A 20,513-nucleotide genomic window follows, 5' to 3' on the forward strand; every position below is an offset into this window, starting at 1 on the left:
GGATTAAATAAAAAGTTATGGACAAAAATCAAGCGACCGGCCTTTTGCTATTTGCGGGGGTATTGTTAGTATATTCCCTCTTCTTTGCAAGTGTGCCCGAGCCTCTGCCACAGCAGGATACCACGGAACAGGTTGTTCAGACTTCGCCGAAGGACGAATCTCCTCGTGCTGTCGGCGGATATGAAATTGAATCAGATAGTCTAGTCGAGCAGCGGTTAGTCCAACAATTTGGCGTCTTTGCATCTGCCGCCTCCGGCGAAGAAAGGGAGGTGATCTTAGAAAATGAGGATATAGCGGTTACGCTATCAACCAAGGGAGGGGAAATCAGGAATGTTCGCCTCAAGTCATTTAAGACATGGCAGATGGATCCGCTGTACCTCATCGAGCAAGGGTACACTACTTTTTCCTATCAGCTGCCCGGTCGCAATGGAGCCGTAGATTTGAATGACCTCTACTTTTCCGTAGAGAGTAGTTCGCCGACACGGGTTGTTTTTGCAGCCCGAGCAGGATCCGGTACCATCCAACGAATTTACACGTTGGATGGGGAAGGCTTTGAGGTACACCATCAGATTCGGGTGGAAAACCTGGGCAATGAGCTTGTGTCACCGTCTGTACAATTAGCATGGAATGCTCAATTGAAGCGTCTGGAGGAGGACCTTGAAGAGTCCCGTCGAAAAACCTACATGAATTATTATACCGCAGACGGAAGCTACGACTACCTGTCTACGGGGAATTCAGATGACGAAGACCACGTGACCAAGCCCCTTCAGTGGGTGTCCTTTAAACAGCGGTTTTTTACCTCCGGTGTGATTGCTGATGTACATTTCTCAGAGGGCCTGCTTTCTCAAAGCACGGATGAAGCCAATGAAAATATCGAAAAAAGCATGGCGGCTATATTGGCCCTTCCGCTGGAAGACGGATCTGCCGGTCTTCGGTATTATTTCGGCCCGAACAATTACAACATACTACGGAAGGTTGCTCCCGATTTTGACAAAAATGTCGATATGGGCTATTTCTTTGTTAGTTGGGTGAATAAGTACATCATTGTTAACCTCTTCCAGTTTTTGGAGCGGTATTTTAACAACTACGGTATCATCATCATTTTGATCGTATTTATCATCAAGCTTTTCCTGCTTCCTCTTACCTATAAATCGTACATAGGCATGGCAAAGATGAGGGTGATTAAGCCGGAAATTGATGAGTTGAAGGAGAAATTCGGAGATGATCCGGCCAAGATGCAGCAAGAACAGATGAAGCTGTTCGGACAATTGGGCGTAAGCCCCATATCAGGGTGTTTGCCCATGCTTTTGCAGATGCCCTTTTTGTTGGCCATGTTCTTCTTCTTTCCAAACTCGATCGAGCTACGACAGGAATCCTTTTTGTGGGCGCATGACCTTTCGACCTACGACACCTTTATCAAGTTGCCGTTTACCATTCCGTTTTATGGTGCCCATGTGAGTTTGTTTACCTTGTTGATGACAGTTTCGCAAATTGCCTATACCCATTTTAACAATCAACTGACCACCGCACAAGGCCCAATGAAGAACATTGGATACATTATGCCGGTTGTGTTCATGTTTGTACTCAACTCTTTTCCGGCAGCACTTAGTTTCTACTATTTTGTATCGAATATGGTGACCTTTGGACAGCAGGCGTTGATCAAGCAGTTTGTAGACGACACCAAGATTCGCGAAAAGGTAGAAGAGACCAAACTCAAAAATGCCAATAAGAAAAAATCCAAATTCCAGCTTAAACTAGAGGAGGCGATGAAAAGTGCCGAGGCAAAGAAAAAGAAGAAGTAATGCATTAAGGGGGCTTTTAACAGCCCCTTTTTTTTGATGCAATGTGGTAAGCAGGTCCATTGATATCGAGCCCTGTCCCACTTTCATGAGTTTATTGGGCATCGTTTCCACATTACGTTGTGGAAAAGTATATTTACATGGTTTCGATTTTAATGATATATTTGTAAATCTTAGAAAGTGTAAAAAGTAATCAGCATGATTGAAATAAGCTACTATGGACATTCGGCGTTTTTAGTGACGATCGGTGGTACCAAAGTTCTTTTTGATCCGTTCATTAGCCCCAATGCAATGGCGCAGCAGATAGATATTGCGCAAATTATGCCCGACTACATTTTGATCTCCCATGGACATGAGGATCACGTAGCTGATGTGGAGCGTATTGCCAAACAAAGCGGGGCGGTGCTGGTATCCAACTTTGAAATAGTGAGTTGGTTTCAGAAAAAGGGTATAGACCAAGTTCATCCGATGAATCACGGCGGAACGAAGCAGTTTGGCTTTGGAAAGGTCAAATATGTGAATGCTGTACACAGTAGCACCCTGCCGGACAATAGTCCTGGAGGTAATCCCGGAGGATTTGTGGTTGAATCGGCAGAGGGTACGTTCTATTTTGCGGGCGATACTGCTTTGACCTACGACATGAAATTGATCGGGGAGGAGTATAACGTTGATTTTGCCTTTTTACCTATAGGGGATAATTTCACCATGGGAATTGATGATGCGTTAAAGGCGGCTGACTTCGTAGGTACGAATACCATCGTTGGCATGCACTACGACACGTTTCCCTATATTGTCATTGACGAAAAGGCCGTTGGCCAAAAAGCAAAAGATGCTCAAAAAGAGTTGATCTTGTTGGAAATTGGAGAGAAAATTATCCTAGGAAATAAATAAATGGGAAAAGTAATTGCTATTGCCAATCAAAAGGGGGGAGTTGGAAAGACCACCACGGCCATGAACCTTGCCGCTAGCTTGGCTGTCTTGGAATACAGGGCACTTGTCATAGACGCGGATCCTCAGGCCAATACTACCTCCGGTCTCGGGTTTGACCCCTCGGAGATCAAGGACAGCATTTACGAATGCATGGTTGATGAAAGTGACATCAACGATATCATCATCCAAACAGAAATTGAAAACCTGTTTCTTGTTCCCTCTCACATCAATCTGGTTGGAGCGGAGGTTGAGATGGTTAACTTGGAGAATAGGGAAGAGAAAATGAGGCAGGTAATCGGGGAAATTAAAGAAAACTTCGATTTTATCATCATTGATTGTTCCCCTTCGTTAGGTCTTATTACCATCAATGCATTGACAGCCGCCGACTCGGTTATCATCCCTGTTCAATGTGAGTACTTTGCCTTAGAAGGGTTGGGTAAATTGTTGAATACCATTAAGATCATACAGACCCGTCTTAACCAGAATCTCGAGATCGAGGGCATATTGCTTACCATGTACGATGTCCGTCTGCGTTTATCCAATCAGGTGGTAGAGGAGGTTCGTATGCACTTTAAAAACATGACCTTTGAGACCATCATACCGAGAAATATCAAGTTGAGTGAATCTCCCAGTTTTGGGTTGCCGGTGGTGGCATTTGATGCGACCGGAAAAGGAGCTGTGGCGTACCTCAATCTAGCAAACGAGATAGCTACCAAAAATGGGATGGCGAAGGTCAATTAACCAGCAATCATGGCGGAAAACAAGCCCGTAAAAAAAAGGAATGCCCTTGGAAGGGGATTGGGAGCTCTTCTGAAAGACACCCCCCAAACAACCAAGTTGGAAACGGAGGCGAAAGTGAACCCCGTTGCTGGGATTTTTGAAATCCCCTTGGATGAAATACAGGTGAACCCCTATCAGCCGAGGGTTCATTTTGACAAAACCGCTCTTGAGGAGCTCTCCGAATCCATTAAGGTACAGGGTATCATTCAGCCCATCACTGTTAGACGGCTTGGAGATCGTGAGTACCAATTGATTTCGGGAGAAAGGCGCTTTCAGGCCTCGAAGCTTGCCGGGCTGGATAAAGTTCCCGCCTATGTACGCACAGCCAATGATCAGCAAATGCTGGAAATGGCTTTGATAGAGAATATCCAACGTGAAAACCTAAATGCGCTAGAGATAGCCCATTCGTATCAGCGTCTTCTATCCGAATGCGACCTTAAGCAGGAGCAACTCGGTGATCGGGTAGGAAAGAATCGTACTACGGTAAACAACTACCTTCGTTTGTTGAAATTGCCGCCAGATATTCAGGCTGGAATTCGTGATCAACGTATCTCAATGGGCCATGCCAGAGCGCTTATCAATGTGGAAGACATTGATAAGCAATTGGCTATATATCAGCGTATAATTGAGGAGGAGCTTAGCGTTCGGAAAGTGGAAGCACTGGTCAAAGAGCTCAGTAATCCAAAGGAGGCTAAAGATCCTTCGACGAAAACCGCACTGGATCCTGCCAAAAAGTACGAGATTAACAAGATTCAGCAAAAGCTTGCATCGCATTTTGGCACAAAGGTAGCTCTCAAAGCAGACGAAAAAGATAAAGGGGAGATTAAGATACCCTTTCATTCTGCGGACGATCTAAACCGTATTCTTGAGATCCTCGAAATCATATAATTCGCCGACCGATTGTTGGTTTATGGAGCGTTTTCAAGTTCGGTTTTTTGAATGGTTGCGTATCTGGTTCCTACTATGCATTTGTTGTGTGGTGGTCAGCCATTCGGCAATTGCTCAGAATAGCGATATTGACACCCTCGTATCTGCCATTCCCGAATTAGAAGCTCGTGTTGGCCTATCGGATGAAGAGCGGTTCCCGGGTTATAAAGACCCAAAGAAAGCAATGTTTTATGCGCTGCTTTTTCCCGGAGGAGGGCAGATATACAATGAAAAAGTGTGGAAGGTACCTTTGATTTACGGAGGTGTTCTTACCTCCATCTACTTTTTCGAATTTAACAACCGAAGGTACAAAAACTTTGTGAGAGCTTTGGAGATCGTACGAGACCCTACTTCACCAGAACAAAACCCATTTCCGAATCTGAACCAGGACGGCATCATTCGAAATGTAAATTATTGGAGGAGAAATAGGGACTCAATGTATTTGGTGTTTTTGGGGATTTATGCATTGGGGTTTGTGGATGCATTTGTGGATGCCCACCTATCGGGGTTCGATATCAGCGATGACCTCACATTTAAGATTGAACCTTCCGTTGAGCCACTTTTCGCCAATCAAACCTCAATAGGCGTTTCATTTAAAATAAAGTTTTGAAAGTATGAATATTTTGATCCTTGGGTATGGCAAAATGGGCAAGATCATCGGCGAAATTGCCGAAGGCCGGGGCCATCACCTTTCGGCGAAGATTAACATTGAAAATGTGGATGAATTGGATCGGTTGGATGTTTCATCGATTGATGTGGCCATTGAATTTAGCCAGCCCGAATCAGCTTTTGACAATGTGATGTGGTGTCTTGACAAAGGCATCCCGGTAGTAAGTGGTACCACGGGATGGTTGGACAAATTTCCGATGGTAGAGGATAAATGCAAGGCCTCGAATGGAACCTTCTTCTACGCATCAAATTATAGCGTAGGGGTTAATATTTTCTTTCGGGTCAACCGATTTTTGAGTGGATTGATGAAGAATCAGCAGGATTATAGGGTTTACTTGGAAGAAATACATCACACGGAAAAAAAAGATGCCCCAAGTGGAACGGCCATAACGCTGGCGGAAGGGGTGCTGAAGCATCTTCAACACCTGTCGGGGTGGAAGCTAGCCGATGACTCCACCTTGACTGAGGCAGATTTGCCCATCACTGCCAGGCGGATAGATCCAGCACCAGGCACACATATTGTGACCTATTCGTCGGAAATTGATGACATTGAAATCAAACATACAGCCCATAGTCGAATGGGTTTTGCACAGGGTGCCGTGCTGGTAGCCGAGTGGGTACGTGGAAAAAAAGGGATCTTATCTATGGACGATTTTTTGAGCTTATAAGCAACGATAAAAATGAGTACAACACCGAAAAATAAATCAGCATTTCGAGAATGGGCAGATGCCTTGCTCTTTGCGGTCATCGCAGCAAGTTTAATCCGATGGCTTCTGTTGGAGCCTTTTACCATACCTACCGCATCTATGGAGAAGTCTCTTTTGGTAGGGGACTTTTTGTTTGTGAGTAAGATGCACTATGGTACCCGTATACCCAGAACCATCCTGCAGGTACCTCTAACGCATCAAAAAATATGGGGCACCAATATCCCGTCTTATTCTGACGCCGTGCAGTTGCCTTATTTTAGGTTGCCGGGTTTTACGTCTGTAAAGCGAAACGATGTAGTGGTTTTTAACTACCCGGAGGAGCATGAGTTTCCGGCAGATCTTAAAACGAATTATATCAAACGGGCCGTAGGGATAGCTGGCGATGTATTGGAAATACGTGATACACAGGTGTATATCAATGGACAACCATCGGAGAATCCAACGGAAATGCAGTTTTCCTATGACGTCATGACGAACCGTCCGCTAAACGCCGAGTTTTTTGATCAGTTCGGCATTAATCCAGATAGTTTCTATCCATTCTCTGATAACTCCGGGTATCTGGTTTTTGCCACTGCCGCTATGGCTGAACAGCTGGCTTCGTCGCCTGTTGTGTCATCAGTGAAAAAGCGAACCAGTAAAGAGGGGCAGGGAGATGGGAACATATTTCCCGATGGGGCGTTCTTTGGATGGAACAAAGACCATTATGGCCCATTGGAAATACCCGCTAAGGGATGGACCATACCGATGACGGAGGATAATGTGCGAAAATACGCCTATACCATTGAGAAGTTCGAAGGGCATGCGAACCTGTCCGTTGACGGGAACCAAATCTATATCGATGGGAAAAAGATAGATTCCTACACGTTTAAGCAGGATTATTACTTTATGATGGGTGACAATAGACATGATTCGCTTGATTCCAGGTTTTGGGGTTTTGTACCAGAGGATCATGTAGTAGGTAAAGCCTGGTTCCTTTGGTTATCCTTGGAGAAGCATAAGACGTTTCTCAACAAAATCAGGTGGAACAGATTCTTTAAGTCCATCCATTAGAGACGTAAATGGGGATTCCATTGCTTGGTGTAGGTGTTTACCAAGCAATGGGTTCTTTGCCCGTTTGGATTAGGTAGTCGTTGGCTTGGCTAAAATGACGGCAACCGAGAAAACCGCGGTGCGCCGATAGGGGACTGGGGTGGGGGGCTACCAGTTTTAGATGCTTTTTCGATGAAATAAAGGCTCCTTTTTTTTGGGCATATGCTCCCCATAACATAAAGACTACTCCCGTGGATTGGTCGGCCAGAAGCCGGATGACGCTATCTGTGAACGTCTCCCAACCTTTGTTTTGATGACTTCCGGCCTTATTTGCTTCGACGGTGAGAGTGGCATTCAATAAGAGAACACCTTGCCTTGCCCATCGTTCCAAATTGCCATGTGGAGGGATGGGGATATGTAGGTCGGATTTCAGTTCCTTGAAGATATTTAGCAGCGAAGGGGGAAAGGGGATACCCTCCTGAACGGAAAAAGAAAGTCCATGCGCTTGGTTTGGACCGTGATAGGGGTCTTGCCCGAGTATGACTACCTTTACCTTATCAAATGGACATTTCCAAAAGGCATTAAATATATCGGCACCTTTGGGGTAGATGGTTTTTGATCTGTATTCACTTTTTACAAATGCTGCCAGTTGTATAAAATAGGGCTTTTCAAATTCCGCTTGCAGATGCTCTTTCCAACTGTTTTCTATCTTAACCTCCATCGAAAATATTCGTATTGATAAAGTAAATTTAAACACCTAATTTCGAATAAGTTTTTGGGAGATACAAAAGAATATGGTAACTGCACTAACAGAAGGTATCCGGGTTTCCGTTCAGGTTGATTATCAGGCGGAGTTTTCCAGCCCCCATCAACATCACTATGTTTTTGTTTATAAGATACTTATAGAAAACAACAGTGGCTACACCGTTCAGCTAATGACCCGGCGTTGGGAGATTTTTGATGCTGGGGAGGCCAGAAAGATCGTCGAAGGCGATGGGGTGGTTGGTCAGCAACCTGTATTGGAAAGTGGTCAATCCCATCAGTATGTTTCGGGATGTAATCTCCGTTCTGGTCTCGGTAAAATGAAAGGGCATTATTATATGGAGCGTATCCACGATGGCAGGCAAATCGAAGTGACAATTCCTGAATTTCAACTCATTGCGGATATTTTCGACAATTGATCGTTTTTTTGCATTGGGTTATATAGCCTTTGGATATTTGGTCTACTTTTTTTTACGCGTAGATCATCACAGCCTTCATAGCCCAAAGAGTTTTGAGATGTATCGGTTTCTCCGAAACCACCAATCCATCAATAGAGAAGGAAATCCAACTATTGAAGCAAGGAGGAAGCTTCTTCGTAAGGATTCAAGTATTGTACAGGTGGTCGATTTAGGCGCGGGTTCCAAGCGTTTTGCTGGAAGGGCACGTTCTGTAAAGCAGTGGGCGAGGGTATCTTCCAGTTCTTTATCACATAACCTGCTTTTCCAAGGCCTTAGTTTGCTCACCCCACGAAGAACCATGGTTGAACTCGGAACATGCCTAGGAATCAACACGGCCTATCTCGCAGAAGTATGTTTGGGCAAGATCCATAGTTTTGAAGGGGCAGATGCGCTACTGGGTATTGCCGAGCAAACCCTTGGCAGGTATTCTCAGGTAAGCCTAATTCCTGGAAATATTGACCATTCTTTGCCACGTTTCCTAAGTAGCTCGGGAAAGATTGACTTTTGCCTGTTAGACGCAAATCATACCTATGAAGCAACTATTCGCTATGCAAGGTCTATTTGGCCTCATCTGCACGAAGATTCGGTTCTGGTCGTCAGTGATATACATTGGTCCCCGGGCATGGCAAAGGCTTGGCGCGAAATTCTCGAGTTTCCCGGAGTGAGTCTGAGTATGGATTTTTTTGAATGCGGGGCGGTTTTTTTAAAACCCGGCCTTATGATGGAAAAATTAGTGCTGTATTATCCTCGATAAGTAGCTGTTATCGCACGTTTTGTGTTTTTGTCGCACCGGAAAAAGAGGGATATCTGTGTTATTATTTGCCAGCTATTTTCTATTTTTGACCTGATTTACTGCTTACTGGTTATTCTTGTTTCCTACTTGATTTTTCCTAATTCCTTGGAGATTTTCACCGATTCGGAAAGAATGGAAGCGGTTTATCCAATCAGAAATAACAGCACATGATACAAGCATTTTCCGCACGTGGGTGCGGTTTGGGGATTAGGAGAGGGGTTGTTTTGGTCTTTATGGGCATGATGGCCATCTTTCAGTCTGCCGCTCAAACTATTCCTGCAGGATACCCCCTGTTGGACGATTACCTAAGGAGGCTTCAGGTATCCGGTAAAATAGATTCCGTTCCCACGTTTATGGTAAGACCGTTAAGTCCGAGAAACATCGCCGGGCTTACGCATTCCTATCAATTGATGGATTTTAATGGGGTGGATGATTTTTCTGAGAAACCGCGCAAGTTGGGTATTTGGGGAGAAAAGGGGCGATTTGAATTACTGCCTTTCATGAATTATTCGGAATGGAATACCAAATTTCCCTACCCCCAAACTGGCCCCATGATTCCCAATAGGGGTCTTCAGACCTTTTCAAGTATGGGAGTTTATGGTGAATTAGGCCCTCTGAGTATACAGCTCCAGCCGGAAGTGATTTGGGCGCAGAACAAATTCTACGAGACGGGGATTCTGAAAAGCACGCAAACGGAATTTTTGGAGCGATTCGGGGATACTCCTTATTCCCGGGTTATGCCCGGACAAAGCCATCTGATGTTGAATGTAGGTGCGTTTTCGGTAGGTGCTTCAACAGAGAATCTTTGGTGGGGTCCGGGTCAGTTCAATGCATTGATTTTTTCTAACAATGCCTTTGGTTTTGAACATCTCACCCTAAAGACCAGGCGGCCTGCAAAAACCTTTTTGGGATCTTTTGAGGGACAGATCATCTCCGGGTATTTGAAGGGAGCGGAGTTTCCAAATTTCATTAAAACCCGAGCTAGGTATAGGGATGAAAGGAGGTACCTGAATGGAATGATTATTACTTACCAGCCGAAGTGGGTGCCGGGCTTGTCCATGGGATTGGCGCGAACGTTTCAACAGTATGAGTCCTATCAAGGAACCGGCTTTAGCGAATATTTCCCCATTTTCGCTGCATTCCAAAAGGCAACTGCCGGGTTTGATATAGATCTGGATGGCAGGGATCAACAAGCGACGGTCTTTGTGCGCTGGGTGGTGCCTGAGGCCAAATCGGAGATTTACTTCGAATATGGGCGACGGGATCACGAGGCTATCTGGAGAGGCATGTGGGTTAATCCGGAGCATGCTCGGGCCTATTTGATAGGGTTTTCAAAACTCTTTGATCTGGTCGAGGATAGTCAGATACAGGTGCGCTTTGAGATGTTTCAGCAGCAGGAATCGATCAATATCTTGGTTCGGTATGACGGGATAGGAGGTGGGACAAATTGGGGAGGTCATTCAAGGGCTGTCAATGGCTTTACCCATCGCGGACAGATGCTTGCCACGGGCATAGGTCCTTCAAGTAACGTTCAAACGCTGGAGACAGCTTGGGTACGGGGAGTCAATCGCTTAGGGTTAAGGGTAGATCGGCTTAATAGGCATCAGGATATTTTCGTTAAGCAGTTCAACGACTACACAGATGAACAGCGCTGGGTAGACATGGCACTGTCTCCCTTCGGAGAGTGGAGGTTTCCCGATTTTTTGGTGGGGGTAAAGCTGAATTTTATCCAGTCATTCAATTATCAGTGGGGACTTGATGCATCTGAGACCCTCATCTATCCCAAAGGCAAGGATGTCTTCAACGTGCAGGGAAATGTTTCTTTTATTTATCCGTTTTAGTCCAACCAGTCGGTTATGTCTGGCAAAAAAATGAATCGAATGTTAATTGATCATAAAGTTTTTAAAGTCGCTAAAGTAGGGAAGAAACCCCAATGTCTTCCTGTTTTTTTCGCAATAAGCGCGGTAATTCTCATGGTCGGCCAGGTATCGGCGCAATCTCTTCCTCTCTCCACTCCCATGGTAGACGAGTATCTTAGAAGGCAGCAATTGGAGGGGCATTTTCCGGAGAATATTTCTTTTATGGTGAAGCCAATCCCTTTGAACGCAGCGGCTTCGTCTGAGATAGTAGAGTTGGATGAGAAGATTGTAGGGTTGTATGGCGAAAATGAAACAGCGGACATTTTTTCGGTTACCAAGTTGCCCATACAAACCCACTACCAACTGAACTCGGCCTATCCTTTTGGTCAGAATAATGGAGCCATGATTCCCAACCGGGGAAACCAGTTTCTGATTACGGGAGGATTATTGGCAAGGTATGGAAATATCACGCTACAGCTGCAGCCTGAAGTACATATTGCCCAGAATAAAGAGTTTAGGGGAATGCCCAACACCCATAGCACCAACTGGAGGGATTATTATGAGTTTCTTAACCGAATAGACAGACCTGAGCGGTTTGGAGAGAACAGCCATAGCTCTGTTTTATTGGGGAATAGCAGTTTACGTTATACCTTTAACAATGGGATTTCTTTAGGCATTTCCAACGAGTATTTATGGTGGGGGCCAGCTTATCGAAACTCCATAATGATGAGCAATAATGCGCCAGGGTTTTTACACGTTACAGCCAACACAGCCAAACCAATAGAAACAAAGTTCGCGAGTTTTGAGGGGCAGCTGATCGCCGGAAGGCTGGAAAACTCCGGGTTTTTGCCGCCAAATTCGGATATGGTCGTTAGCAGAACACCCCTTTATGTTCCGAAAAGAGACGAGGATTCGCGCTATTTGGCAGGTATGGTGATTACTGTGCAGCCCAAAGCTGTACCGGGTTTGTTTTTGGGTTACAGCAGCACGTCCCAGGTCTACACTAATGAGTTGACAAATTTTGGGGACTATCTTCCGATATTCAACGGTAGGAAACGATATACTGGTATGGCAGACCCCGTGCTGGCCAAAAGGCAACAACAGAGTGCAGGATTTTTTCGCTGGATGTCCCAAAAAGGGCGTTTGGATATCTATGGAGAGTATGGGACGAATGGCAATAACAAAACCATACGGGACACCTTTGTAAATCCTGACTTGAACAGAGCCTTTACGATAGGTTTTAACAAGCTGCTTCGGTTGAAAAAGGAGGATCAGTTTATTCAACTGAACTTTGAACAAACCCAAACTGGACAAACCATCCGGAAAACCATCCAAGAAAGCAACTCCTGGTATACACACAACCATGTTCGACATGGCTACACCCATAGGGGGCAGACTTTAGGCTTTGGCCACGGATCAGGAAGTAACTCTATATTTTTGGAGGTCAGCTGGGTCAGAGAGCTTGATAAAATAGGCTTGCAGTTTGAGCGAATTGCCAACAACAATGACGCGTTTTATTTACACTTTGAGCACATCAATGGATGGGATAGGTACTGGGTGGATCTTGTACCTTCTTTTGTTCTGGATAGAAAAGTGGGCCCCTTTTTGGTTTCCGGTCGGCTTCAGTACGTAAACACCCTAAACTATTACTGGGTATTAGAGCGGGATCCAAACGCGGCCCTGTATAGATTGCAAAAGGGTGATGATCGAAAGAACATCGTGGCGCATATTCGTCTCGCGTATTTGTTTTAACGCAGGTCAGCAAAAACGAACCGTATGTGCACTGCGTCATCGCCGGATGATTTTGTGGGATTCGGTTAGATTGCGGCCAAGCACTTGGACCAGGTAAAGCCCAGGTGCCCAATTAACCGTTTCCAGGCTAAGATTCCCTGAATGAATTTCGGTAATACTGGTAATTTCTGTTCCTGTGGCGTCTAGTACACGTATTTCAATAATCTCATGGAGTTTATGGGTGGATAAATCGATAGTCACCCTCTCCGAGGCTGGGTTTGGGTAGATTTTTTCAATGAAAATTTCGTGTTGTTCTCTTTTGTTGATTGGAATGCGAGTGACTAAATCCGCTCCAATGAGAGGAAACGCTTCCAAGGAAATGTTATTGAATCGTACGTTTCCTGAATTGTTTTCGGTATTGTCACTGAAGTCAATCCTTAGCTGAAAATTGCTGTTATGGGCTATGCCAGTCTGGCCTTCCAGCCTGACCTCTAGTAGTGTATATTCTGTCTCCAATTCGAATTCGGTCACTGATAGCCCCGTTTGGATCCAATCTTCGGTTTCATGTGTGCGGTACGACAGGGACAGCATCCTCGGGCCATTGGAAGTACGCGAGACAGCGGCGGAGAGCTTAGGTTCTTTAAAGCCCGTCATGGGCAGGTTAAGTAATAAATACCCCTTTTGCCCGTCGATTTCAAGCGGATTTCTGACTCGAATACCCCGCATACTGGAGGCATCCAAGCCAAGTTCATCCAGTAAATTGCCGTCCAGATTGATTTGGGTTGGGTCATTTACCCTATCCATAATGCCTGGACTCGTTGAGTTTGTAGGGGCCGGTAGATAATGTAGTAAACCTTGTGATTCAGTTGCTGAGTAGCTGGACGGCAGCATGGTAAGAGGGATATCGTTTTCTATGCCGGTATCAAAAAACCAATAATGCACAACCGAAAGTGATTCGTCCGGATCCTGCACAAACATCGCCTGAATATCGGCATCGTCGTCCAACATTAGGTGCAGCTCCAAGTCTTCCCTTCGTTGTCCATTCACCAACCAATGGTCAAATAAATACCCCGGTGATGGTTCGGCAGAAAGCCGGAGGGGTATTCCTTCGAAATAATGGCCAAACCAAGGATAGGTAAATCCGGAAACACCAGTCGTAGAGGGGTGAATCATGGTGTTGTTCACCTGAATAAACCCTGCTGCCGGATCACTTACGTCCAATCGTAGATTGATGTCGTTTTTGAGCTGGAAATGGTCTTTCAGATGAGCGCGCACGAAGTGCTGCCGGTCCTGTACAAAACGATCCATGTGGGAGACCCTGTCATGCCAAACAGCCATTGAACTGGGTTGCCTCCATCTTTTGATATGCTCCTCCATCTCCGGAGCAATTCGCTCTTTAAGCTCTGCCAGCAAAGCAGAAGCCCTCTGCGGTTGGAACGTGGTATTCAATTGGTCCAAAAATCTGGAGATAAACCGGTCTCGGTAAGTGGGATATTCCAACAACTTACGGAACACCAAATTTGGCCATTCCTGTCCTCCTTGGCCGGTCCGGGAAGTAACCCATTTGATGGAATTATGGTCGGCATTATTCACATGCCCGAGGCCGAAGTCAGTGTCGTATAGTATCCACCTAAAGCGACCATCACGTCCCTTTGGAAGTTCTGGGGAATAGTTGACCCGTTCGCGCCAGAAATCGATGTTGTTATGAGGCCAATCGGTATTGGCTACATAGATTTGGGTAATCATGTAGTCTATATGGTTATCCAAATCAAAGTAGGTTTCGATTTCTTCGAAACTGGCAGGGTTGGTCGGATCCAGTTGGGACAAGCGCTGAATGGCAAAGTCGTACTGTTTGGCATCACCTTCTTCGGGGGTATTTCTTCTGGTAAGGATGTCTAGGTTTTCCGGATCAACGCCATAAAGGTTATGCAGGTAATGTTTATCCTGTCTCTCGCGGATGTTGTGTATTCCCCAGTACTCCCCATTTACAAAAAGGATGGAAGGTTCGTAGGCTTGGTAATCCAGGTCCAAATGGCTTACCAACTGCTGCGCAAACGCATCCCGGAAATAGGTGTCTCCATAATCATTTCCGGAGCCGCGCAAAATAAACCGTCTCGCATCGCGATAGGATCGCTCACTAAACAAGGGATAATCTAGGGAACTGTTTCCATAGGAAGGCCGTAGGTAAACGCGGAGTGCTTTGAGAGGAAAATGCCTGGTAACCCCGCCATGGATACGTATACCAACCTGGTCCTGAAAACCCAAACCACCGCTTTTCTCAAAGTAGGAGATATTTGCAGGCCTTTCCCACTCGTCGCCACGCTGAAAATAGTTTCCGGTGTAATGTGGCTGGGGATGGCTTGCGTCGTAGGTATTTCCTGGAACGAACAGCCCAGTTTCTGGAGAAAAGAGATGTTCCCTGTCCGTAACCAAAGAAAACACGGGAAGAGAATATTGATCCGGCCCTTTTGGAAACAGGAAATAGCTAAAGGTTTGTTCTGTCGGTTCATAGCCGGGCTTGACAGCCAATGTGCGGATAATGGTGCCCTTTCGTACTTTCCCATCCGGCGATCGGTAGCCTCTTTCGCCTCCGTGATTGGTGGTGCGGATCATTGAATAGACATTGTCTGCGGCAGATCGATCGGTAAGCGTTTTGGTTTGTGTCCATCGAGGACTTGAGGTGGTCGGCGCATATCCGTCTAACGTATAATAGATAATGGTTTCGCTATCTGTGGCGGTGAGATTTAGGGTAATTTCCCCTGAGTAAAATCCGGGGGCTGCGGAAGGAGTAATTTGCGGTGTTAGGCCCAGTGTTGTTTGGCCAAGTTGATTCGAGGCTGCGGGTGAGGGTCGGGAAAAGAAAGCAAAGTCAAAAGATCCATCGGCCTTTCGTCCGTAGGAGATGTCTGTTGGGATTTCGATAGCCTCAAGTTTATCCAACAATTCGCCCTGTGGATCACTGAGTATGATTTCTTCTCCTGCGGCAGAAATGCTAAAGTTGGTATGAATGGAGGAGCCTACCACCTTATCTTTCCCGGAAGCCCATACCAAGAGGAAACCCTTTGGCGAAATCTCTACCCGTGGAAATACCCATTTGGAGGGGTTGGATGGGTTGTCTGATAATTGGTAGCCTTCGAGGTTCAGTATCTGCTCCGAAGCATTATAGATTTCTATCCAATCACTAAAATCCCCGTCATTGTCTTGAAGGGTCGTAGCATTCGAAGACATTATTTCATTGATTAAAAGCTCTTGGCAAAAACCTACATGTGCCGCAATTGACAGCAACCAAACAAGGACAGGCTTGGAGAGAGGGAAATTTCCTGCGGTAGTATTCATTGGTTTCATAGGCTTATAGTGTTTTTCATTGGTTGCCTGAAAGATCGGGTCACCCTAACTGTTCTCCAGGTACCTTTTGCACCATTTTAATTTCTATCAATTTTCGTCAAAAAATAAATTCACGCTTGTGACACCAGTCAGGGCTTTGACCTCAGACACCATAATCTGCCCCAGGTCCTCGGATTTAAGGCGTATATAGTAAGAAGCTTCTATCGTGTCGGATTCTTCACTTTCCGTCCCTTTGAGGTTAACAAGTTTGTTTTTGCTGCAATGTTTTTTTAGGATTTGTTGAAAAGGATTCTCACCGATCATATCATCAATATAAACAATTTGAAGTAGAAACTCCCGTTTTGGTGGGCTTGAGTAGTTGATTTTACTCGTAATGAAAATAGCTGTTCCGATTAAAAGGGTACTGGCCAATGTGACGGCATAAAGGCCTACGCCCGCAGCTAGACCTATGCCTAGGGAGAAAAAGATGAACATAATGTCCTGACTGTCTTTCACGGCAGTTCTAAACCGAATGATGGACATCGCACCTACCAACCCAAAGGCCCTCGCGACATTATTGCCGATTACCATGATAACCAGTGCGGTGATCATGGTAAGCATAATGATCGAGTTGGTAAAAGATGCGGAATAGCTGACCCCTCGATAGGTTATCCGGTACAAAAGGGCAATCGCAATTCCACAGATCAGCGCGATCAGGATATTGGCCACGGCCTCTCTTACCGTCAGCGAAAAGGTAAATAACTGTTGAAGGTGTTCTTCCATTCGGTTCGTTTTTCTAGAAAAATAGGGAGTTCTCTACGCTGTTTGTGTATTTGGAGAGCGCCTCTGGCCGAAGCTGAAATTCCTCCACGATGGATTTGGCCCAGCTAGGCATATGCGGCTCAAAGTATTTGATTTCCAGGATAAAAGTATTGTGCCAAACCAGCGTTAGCCCTTTTTCAAAAAATAGACTGTTTAGGGAATCGGTTTTACGCTGACGTATTCTTTTATCGAAGGTGACCCGTACGCCTGGATTAAATTTTCCGTGGTAAGCCTCCCGGTCATAGACGATCAGATTCTTGGGAAGCAGGCCATAGTATTTTACATTAAACATAAATCGTGACAGATTTTCGTCGATATTGTCGGCTTCTAGGGACAGGTTGGTGAATTCGGACCGCGTAATTACGTTTTCCATATGGGCGTGGGGAATGAATACGCGGTTTTTGTAAATCCGGTCGTCAATCTTACGTTTGATTTCCAATACCACCCTTGAATCGGCTTCGAGGGTTCCGTATCCGCGAACACGCATTTTTTTTCGCTCACGTAGTCCTTCGATTTTTTCATGGAAAGACGTGGAATCCCTGGAGTCAAAATAGATGCTTCTGACGGTGTATTCTGGAATACCATTTTTCACTTGTGAATACGTGTCTGGTTCAAGAAACGGCAGGAACCTTTTTCGAAGAATCGGAAGTTTTTCGTTAGGAACCAGGTATTTTTTTTCATACCTATATCGGATCATCGCGAAATGGTTTTGTTGAACATCCTGATGAAATATTCTTTCAAAGTGATCTCATCAGCGGTGATTTTGACCTCTACAAGTTCTTCCATCGTCTCCAATGACAGGTGGTCATCCAACTCTGCCGTCGCGAATACTATTTGTTTGTTGTTGATCTGTTTCACGGTGTTGTCTACGGAAACTACTTTTCCTGACATCTGGGCTTTTTCCGATTGACTGTAGAAGGTTACGATGTTGCCCGGGATTATATGCTTTTTGTCAATCACCTCTATGGGGATGGTAACGGCTAGGCGAGAGGTATCCCACACACTTATCTGCATACGGTCGGTTAGCAGGTCAACTCCTTTTTTGATGATACCATCCAAGGGGGAAAGTATGGTAAAGTAGTTCAGACGTTCACGGAGTATTTCCAGCTGATTGCTAGTTTGAAGAATCTTCGATCGGATCAGCAATTCCTGTTCCGGTTTGTCGCCTGTGATGGCGGATTGGAATTCCGCGGATTTAACATGCAATTCCGCTTCCTTTAGCCTAAGAATATTCTCGAATACCTCGTATTCTCGTTGACTGATCACAGAGTCCTGAAAAAGTAGTTGGTTTCTCCGGAATAGGAGTACCTCCGTATTTAAATCCTGTTCAGCTAGTTTCATTTTTTCCCTGCTGACATCGATGTCTTCTGGCTTCAATCCCGTTGTGAAAAAAAGCAACTCAGACTGAAGAACCTCCAGTTCGTCCAAAAGCTGCCGGTATTTTCGCTGCTCTTCATTTGAACGAATGAATCCCACCGTATCCCCTTTTTTCACCAGTGGGTTTTCCTCTATTGCTTTCAGAAGCTGAAACTCCACCACATCGCCTCTTGAAAACTCAGTAACGTTATAATGATCTGTATACCCATTGACATTGTCTTTCAACAGGGTAATGAAATTTCCATCAGCATACCGTTGCAGTTCCCAGACTTTACCCGGAAGCACGATTCCCCGTGTATGAATGGCATAGTGGGTGGTGTACTCTGACGAGGCAAAGTAGATTCCGGCCAAAATGATCATTAACCCAATAGGCCAAAGAGAAGATATAACGCTGCTTTTACTCACAATTCGCTCAAACTATACACCAGCACGAAAAAATGCACATGTCTCTAGAACAATTCCTGCATCTACGTATGGGCCACATTGCCAAGGCACCACACTGCTATACTAAACTAAACTAATCGTGCAAAGCTAGACCAAAAATCAATATAGGAATAATTATTTAACAAAAACATAATGGATCGGTCATATAATGATTTAATTGGAAACTGTGAATTAGGGGATGCATTTAGGCTACGTACATCAAACGGATGAAATCAACATCCAAAAATCTGAAAGGGCAGTTTTAATCCCAGAGAATTTTTGTTTCTTTTTGGGCGAATCCACCTATCCGTTCTCGTTTAAAGGATTTGTGGAAGTTATTTTGCTGCTCGTTTCAGTTTGGTTTGATAATTGCTAATTTTTCGGGATGAAAAATGAATCTTTCACCAGCCAGATTCGTTTGCACAATCGCAATAGACACGTTGATTTGCAAGTCAAAATCAATCTATAGACCCTATTTTATGATGGACGGATACGAGAAAAAAGGAGCTTCAGGCCAAGAAAAAGGAAAAAACATTCTGATTATCGTGTTGGCCATTTTGGTAGTGTTAAGTGGAATCCGATTATTTGCAGACCACAAGGAGAAGCAGCAAAAGACTGGGGAAATTTTGTTGCTTTCAGAGGAAAATACCGATCTAAACCTCCGTCTGGATTCGATTACCTATCAGTTGGACTTGCGGATTCAGGAGATTCAGCGGCTTGGAGGCAGCATAGATTCCCTGTTGGTAATCAAAGACCAGTTGTTACAAGCTCGAACCAATGATAAAAACCGAACCATCGAAGAGATCGATCGGCTCAACCGCGAAATTGATAGGTACAAACGGGTTCTGGTAGCCAAGGATAACGATATAGCAACCCTCAAGCGGATGAACGAGCAGCTTTACTCAGAAAATAAAGACCTAAAAACCAGTAAAGCCGAAATAGAGGATGAAGTCGTCAAACTGAATATTAAAACCGAACAGCTGGAGCAAAAGGTATCGATAGCTGGGCGGCTTCGGGCAGAGAATATCGTCATAGCGGCTGTTAACGCGCGGGGCCGGGAGCGGGAAGGCGAATTCAGAAACCGCCAATTGGAAAAGCTTAAAGTCAGTTTTACCCTAGCTGAAAACGAACTTGCACCGCTGGGTACAAAAGACATCTACCTACAGATACTTTCGCCCACCAATCAGGTTATATTTGACGTGGCAAAGGGTTCTGGGACATTTACGGTGGACGGAAGGGAGGAATTTTATACCGCCAGACAAGACATACTCTTTGATAATAGCCAACAGCGGCTTACCTATTTTTACGAGAAGGGCTCGGACTATGTAAAGGGTAGACATCAGATCAGGGTGTTTGCTGATGGCGTGGTAATCGGCATTGAAAACTTCGACGTCAAATAATCAATCCGCCATTTTTGGTATTTAACGCTCATTCTGTTACCTTTGCGGACTGATTTAAATATCACATATTTAACCAAAAAAAAATGTTCCAAAAAAATTACGAGACGGTATTCATACTTACTCCCGTTTTGTCTGATGTTCAGATGAAGGATACCGTAGACAAGTTTGTAAACTTGTTAAAAGATGAGGGGGCAGAGATTATCAATGTGGAGAATTGGGGGCTGAAGAAGATGGCCTACGCAATTCAGAAGAAAAGTACCGGATTCTACGTGTTGGTAGAGTTTAAAGCGGATCCTTCCTTGATCAAGAAATTGGAAGTGGAGTACCGCCGGGACGAGAAGGTGTTGCGTTTCTTGACTACCGTGTTGGATAAGCATGCTATTGCGTACGCTGACAGAAGGAGAAAGGGAGAATTCAACAAAAAAACCGAAGCTAAGGAGGAAGCTGCGAAATGACACTAAGAAACGAACCGATAAATAGAGAGCAGGTTAAGAAGAAATACTGCCGATTCAAGAAGCTTGGCATCAAGTATATCGACTACAAGGATCCTAACTTTTTGTTGAAATTTGTAAATGAGCAAGGCAAGATTCTTCCAAGACGTCTTACTGGAAACTCGGCAAAATATCAGCGAAAAGTAGCCAATGCCATCAAGAAAGCGCGTCTTTTGGCTCTCTTACCCTATGTTACAGACGGGTTGAAATAATACCCGAAGTTCCATTCATG

Annotated in this window: 19 protein-coding genes; 14 read left to right on the forward strand and 5 right to left on the reverse strand. The window is 44.9% G+C overall.

Translation table 11 applies throughout. The features are described from left to right. Window positions 1-17 precede the first annotated feature (17 nt). The 7 genes from yidC (at window position 18) to lepB (ending at window position 6,862) form a co-directional block, all read left to right on the forward strand. Complete coding sequence (yidC, locus tag ADIS_RS05210; protein ID WP_010853313.1) at window positions 18-1,802, forward strand: membrane protein insertase YidC; 1,785 nt, start codon at window positions 18-20, stop codon at window positions 1,800-1,802. A 195-nt stretch (window positions 1,803-1,997) separates the two neighbouring features. Next, window positions 1,998-2,690, forward strand: coding sequence for a metal-dependent hydrolase (locus tag ADIS_RS05215; RefSeq protein WP_010853314.1), 693 nt, complete (start codon window positions 1,998-2,000; stop codon window positions 2,688-2,690). Next, window positions 2,691-3,470, forward strand: a complete 780-nt coding sequence (locus ADIS_RS05220; protein ID WP_010853315.1) for a ParA family protein — start codon at window positions 2,691-2,693, stop codon at window positions 3,468-3,470. Between the two features lie 9 nt (window positions 3,471-3,479). Beyond that, entirely contained in the window at window positions 3,480-4,397 is a 918-nt protein-coding gene (locus tag ADIS_RS05225) for a ParB/RepB/Spo0J family partition protein (RefSeq protein WP_010853316.1), read from the forward strand. A 22-nt stretch (window positions 4,398-4,419) separates the two neighbouring features. Next, complete coding sequence (locus tag ADIS_RS05230; protein WP_051113262.1) at window positions 4,420-5,046, forward strand: DUF5683 domain-containing protein; 627 nt, start codon at window positions 4,420-4,422, stop codon at window positions 5,044-5,046. Between the two features lie 4 nt (window positions 5,047-5,050). Next, entirely contained in the window at window positions 5,051-5,773 is a 723-nt protein-coding gene (gene dapB, locus ADIS_RS05235) for a 4-hydroxy-tetrahydrodipicolinate reductase (protein WP_010853318.1), read from the forward strand. Window positions 5,774-5,785: 12 nt separating this feature from the next. Continuing rightward, window positions 5,786-6,862: a signal peptidase I gene (lepB, locus tag ADIS_RS05240; RefSeq protein WP_010853319.1), complete on the forward strand. Its 1,077-nt coding sequence runs from the start codon at window positions 5,786-5,788 to the stop codon at window positions 6,860-6,862. Window positions 6,863-6,899: 37 nt separating this feature from the next. On the opposite strand, the gene ung is transcribed toward lepB, so the two are convergent. Continuing rightward, entirely contained in the window at window positions 6,900-7,562 is a 663-nt protein-coding gene (gene ung / locus ADIS_RS05245; RefSeq protein WP_010853320.1) for a uracil-DNA glycosylase, read from the reverse strand. A 73-nt stretch (window positions 7,563-7,635) separates the two neighbouring features. On the opposite strand from ung, the gene apaG reads away from it, so the two are divergent. The 4 genes from apaG to ADIS_RS05270 all read left to right on the forward strand — a co-directional run bounded on the left by apaG (window position 7,636) and on the right by ADIS_RS05270 (window position 12,465). Then, window positions 7,636-8,022, forward strand: coding sequence for a Co2+/Mg2+ efflux protein ApaG (apaG, locus tag ADIS_RS05250; RefSeq protein ID WP_010853321.1), 387 nt, complete (start codon window positions 7,636-7,638; stop codon window positions 8,020-8,022). Between the two features lie 97 nt (window positions 8,023-8,119). Continuing rightward, on the forward strand, window positions 8,120-8,815 hold the full coding sequence (locus tag ADIS_RS05255; protein ID WP_155907137.1) for an O-methyltransferase: 696 nt from the start codon (window positions 8,120-8,122) through the stop codon (window positions 8,813-8,815). A 206-nt stretch (window positions 8,816-9,021) separates the two neighbouring features. Further along, entirely contained in the window at window positions 9,022-10,695 is a 1,674-nt protein-coding gene (locus tag ADIS_RS05265; protein WP_010853324.1) for a capsule assembly Wzi family protein, read from the forward strand. Between the two features lie 30 nt (window positions 10,696-10,725). Then, entirely contained in the window at window positions 10,726-12,465 is a 1,740-nt protein-coding gene (locus ADIS_RS05270) for a capsule assembly Wzi family protein (protein WP_238325383.1), read from the forward strand. Between the two features lie 36 nt (window positions 12,466-12,501). Here ADIS_RS05270 and ADIS_RS05275 read toward each other — a convergent pair whose 3' ends face one another. The 4 genes from ADIS_RS05275 to ADIS_RS05290 all read right to left on the reverse strand — a co-directional run bounded on the left by ADIS_RS05275 (window position 12,502) and on the right by ADIS_RS05290 (window position 18,372). Further along, window positions 12,502-15,789 carry a CotH kinase family protein gene (locus ADIS_RS05275; protein ID WP_010853326.1) on the reverse strand — a complete coding sequence of 1,096 codons (3,288 nt, stop codon included), beginning with the start codon at window positions 15,787-15,789 and terminating at the stop codon, window positions 12,502-12,504. A gap of 87 nt (window positions 15,790-15,876) precedes the next feature. Continuing rightward, window positions 15,877-16,551 (reverse strand): DUF4956 domain-containing protein, encoded by a 675-nt coding sequence (locus tag ADIS_RS05280; protein ID WP_010853327.1) that lies wholly within the window; start codon window positions 16,549-16,551, stop codon window positions 15,877-15,879. 13 nt (window positions 16,552-16,564) lie between these two features. Further along, on the reverse strand, window positions 16,565-17,287 hold the full coding sequence (locus ADIS_RS05285) for a polyphosphate polymerase domain-containing protein (RefSeq protein WP_010853328.1): 723 nt from the start codon (window positions 17,285-17,287) through the stop codon (window positions 16,565-16,567). Continuing rightward, complete coding sequence (locus tag ADIS_RS05290; RefSeq protein WP_155907139.1) at window positions 17,284-18,372, reverse strand: HlyD family secretion protein; 1,089 nt, start codon at window positions 18,370-18,372, stop codon at window positions 17,284-17,286. Before ADIS_RS05290 ends, ADIS_RS05285 begins: the two co-directional genes overlap by 4 nt. Window positions 18,373-18,869: 497 nt before the next feature. Between ADIS_RS05290 and ADIS_RS05295 the strand changes: the two genes are divergently transcribed. The 3 genes from ADIS_RS05295 (at window position 18,870) to rpsR (ending at window position 20,493) form a co-directional block, all read left to right on the forward strand. Continuing rightward, window positions 18,870-19,790, forward strand: a complete 921-nt coding sequence (locus ADIS_RS05295) for a hypothetical protein (protein ID WP_010853331.1) — start codon at window positions 18,870-18,872, stop codon at window positions 19,788-19,790. An 83-nt stretch (window positions 19,791-19,873) separates the two neighbouring features. After that, window positions 19,874-20,245, forward strand: a complete 372-nt coding sequence (gene rpsF, locus ADIS_RS05300; protein WP_010853332.1) for a 30S ribosomal protein S6 — start codon at window positions 19,874-19,876, stop codon at window positions 20,243-20,245. Beyond that, window positions 20,242-20,493, forward strand: coding sequence for a 30S ribosomal protein S18 (gene rpsR / locus ADIS_RS05305; RefSeq protein ID WP_010853333.1), 252 nt, complete (start codon window positions 20,242-20,244; stop codon window positions 20,491-20,493). Before rpsF ends, rpsR begins: the two co-directional genes overlap by 4 nt. The last annotated feature ends 20 nt before the right edge of the window (window positions 20,494-20,513 follow it).

Origin of the sequence: Lunatimonas lonarensis (genome assembly GCF_000390185.1) — a bacterium.
Lineage (GTDB): Bacteria > Bacteroidota > Bacteroidia > Cytophagales > Cyclobacteriaceae > Lunatimonas > Lunatimonas lonarensis.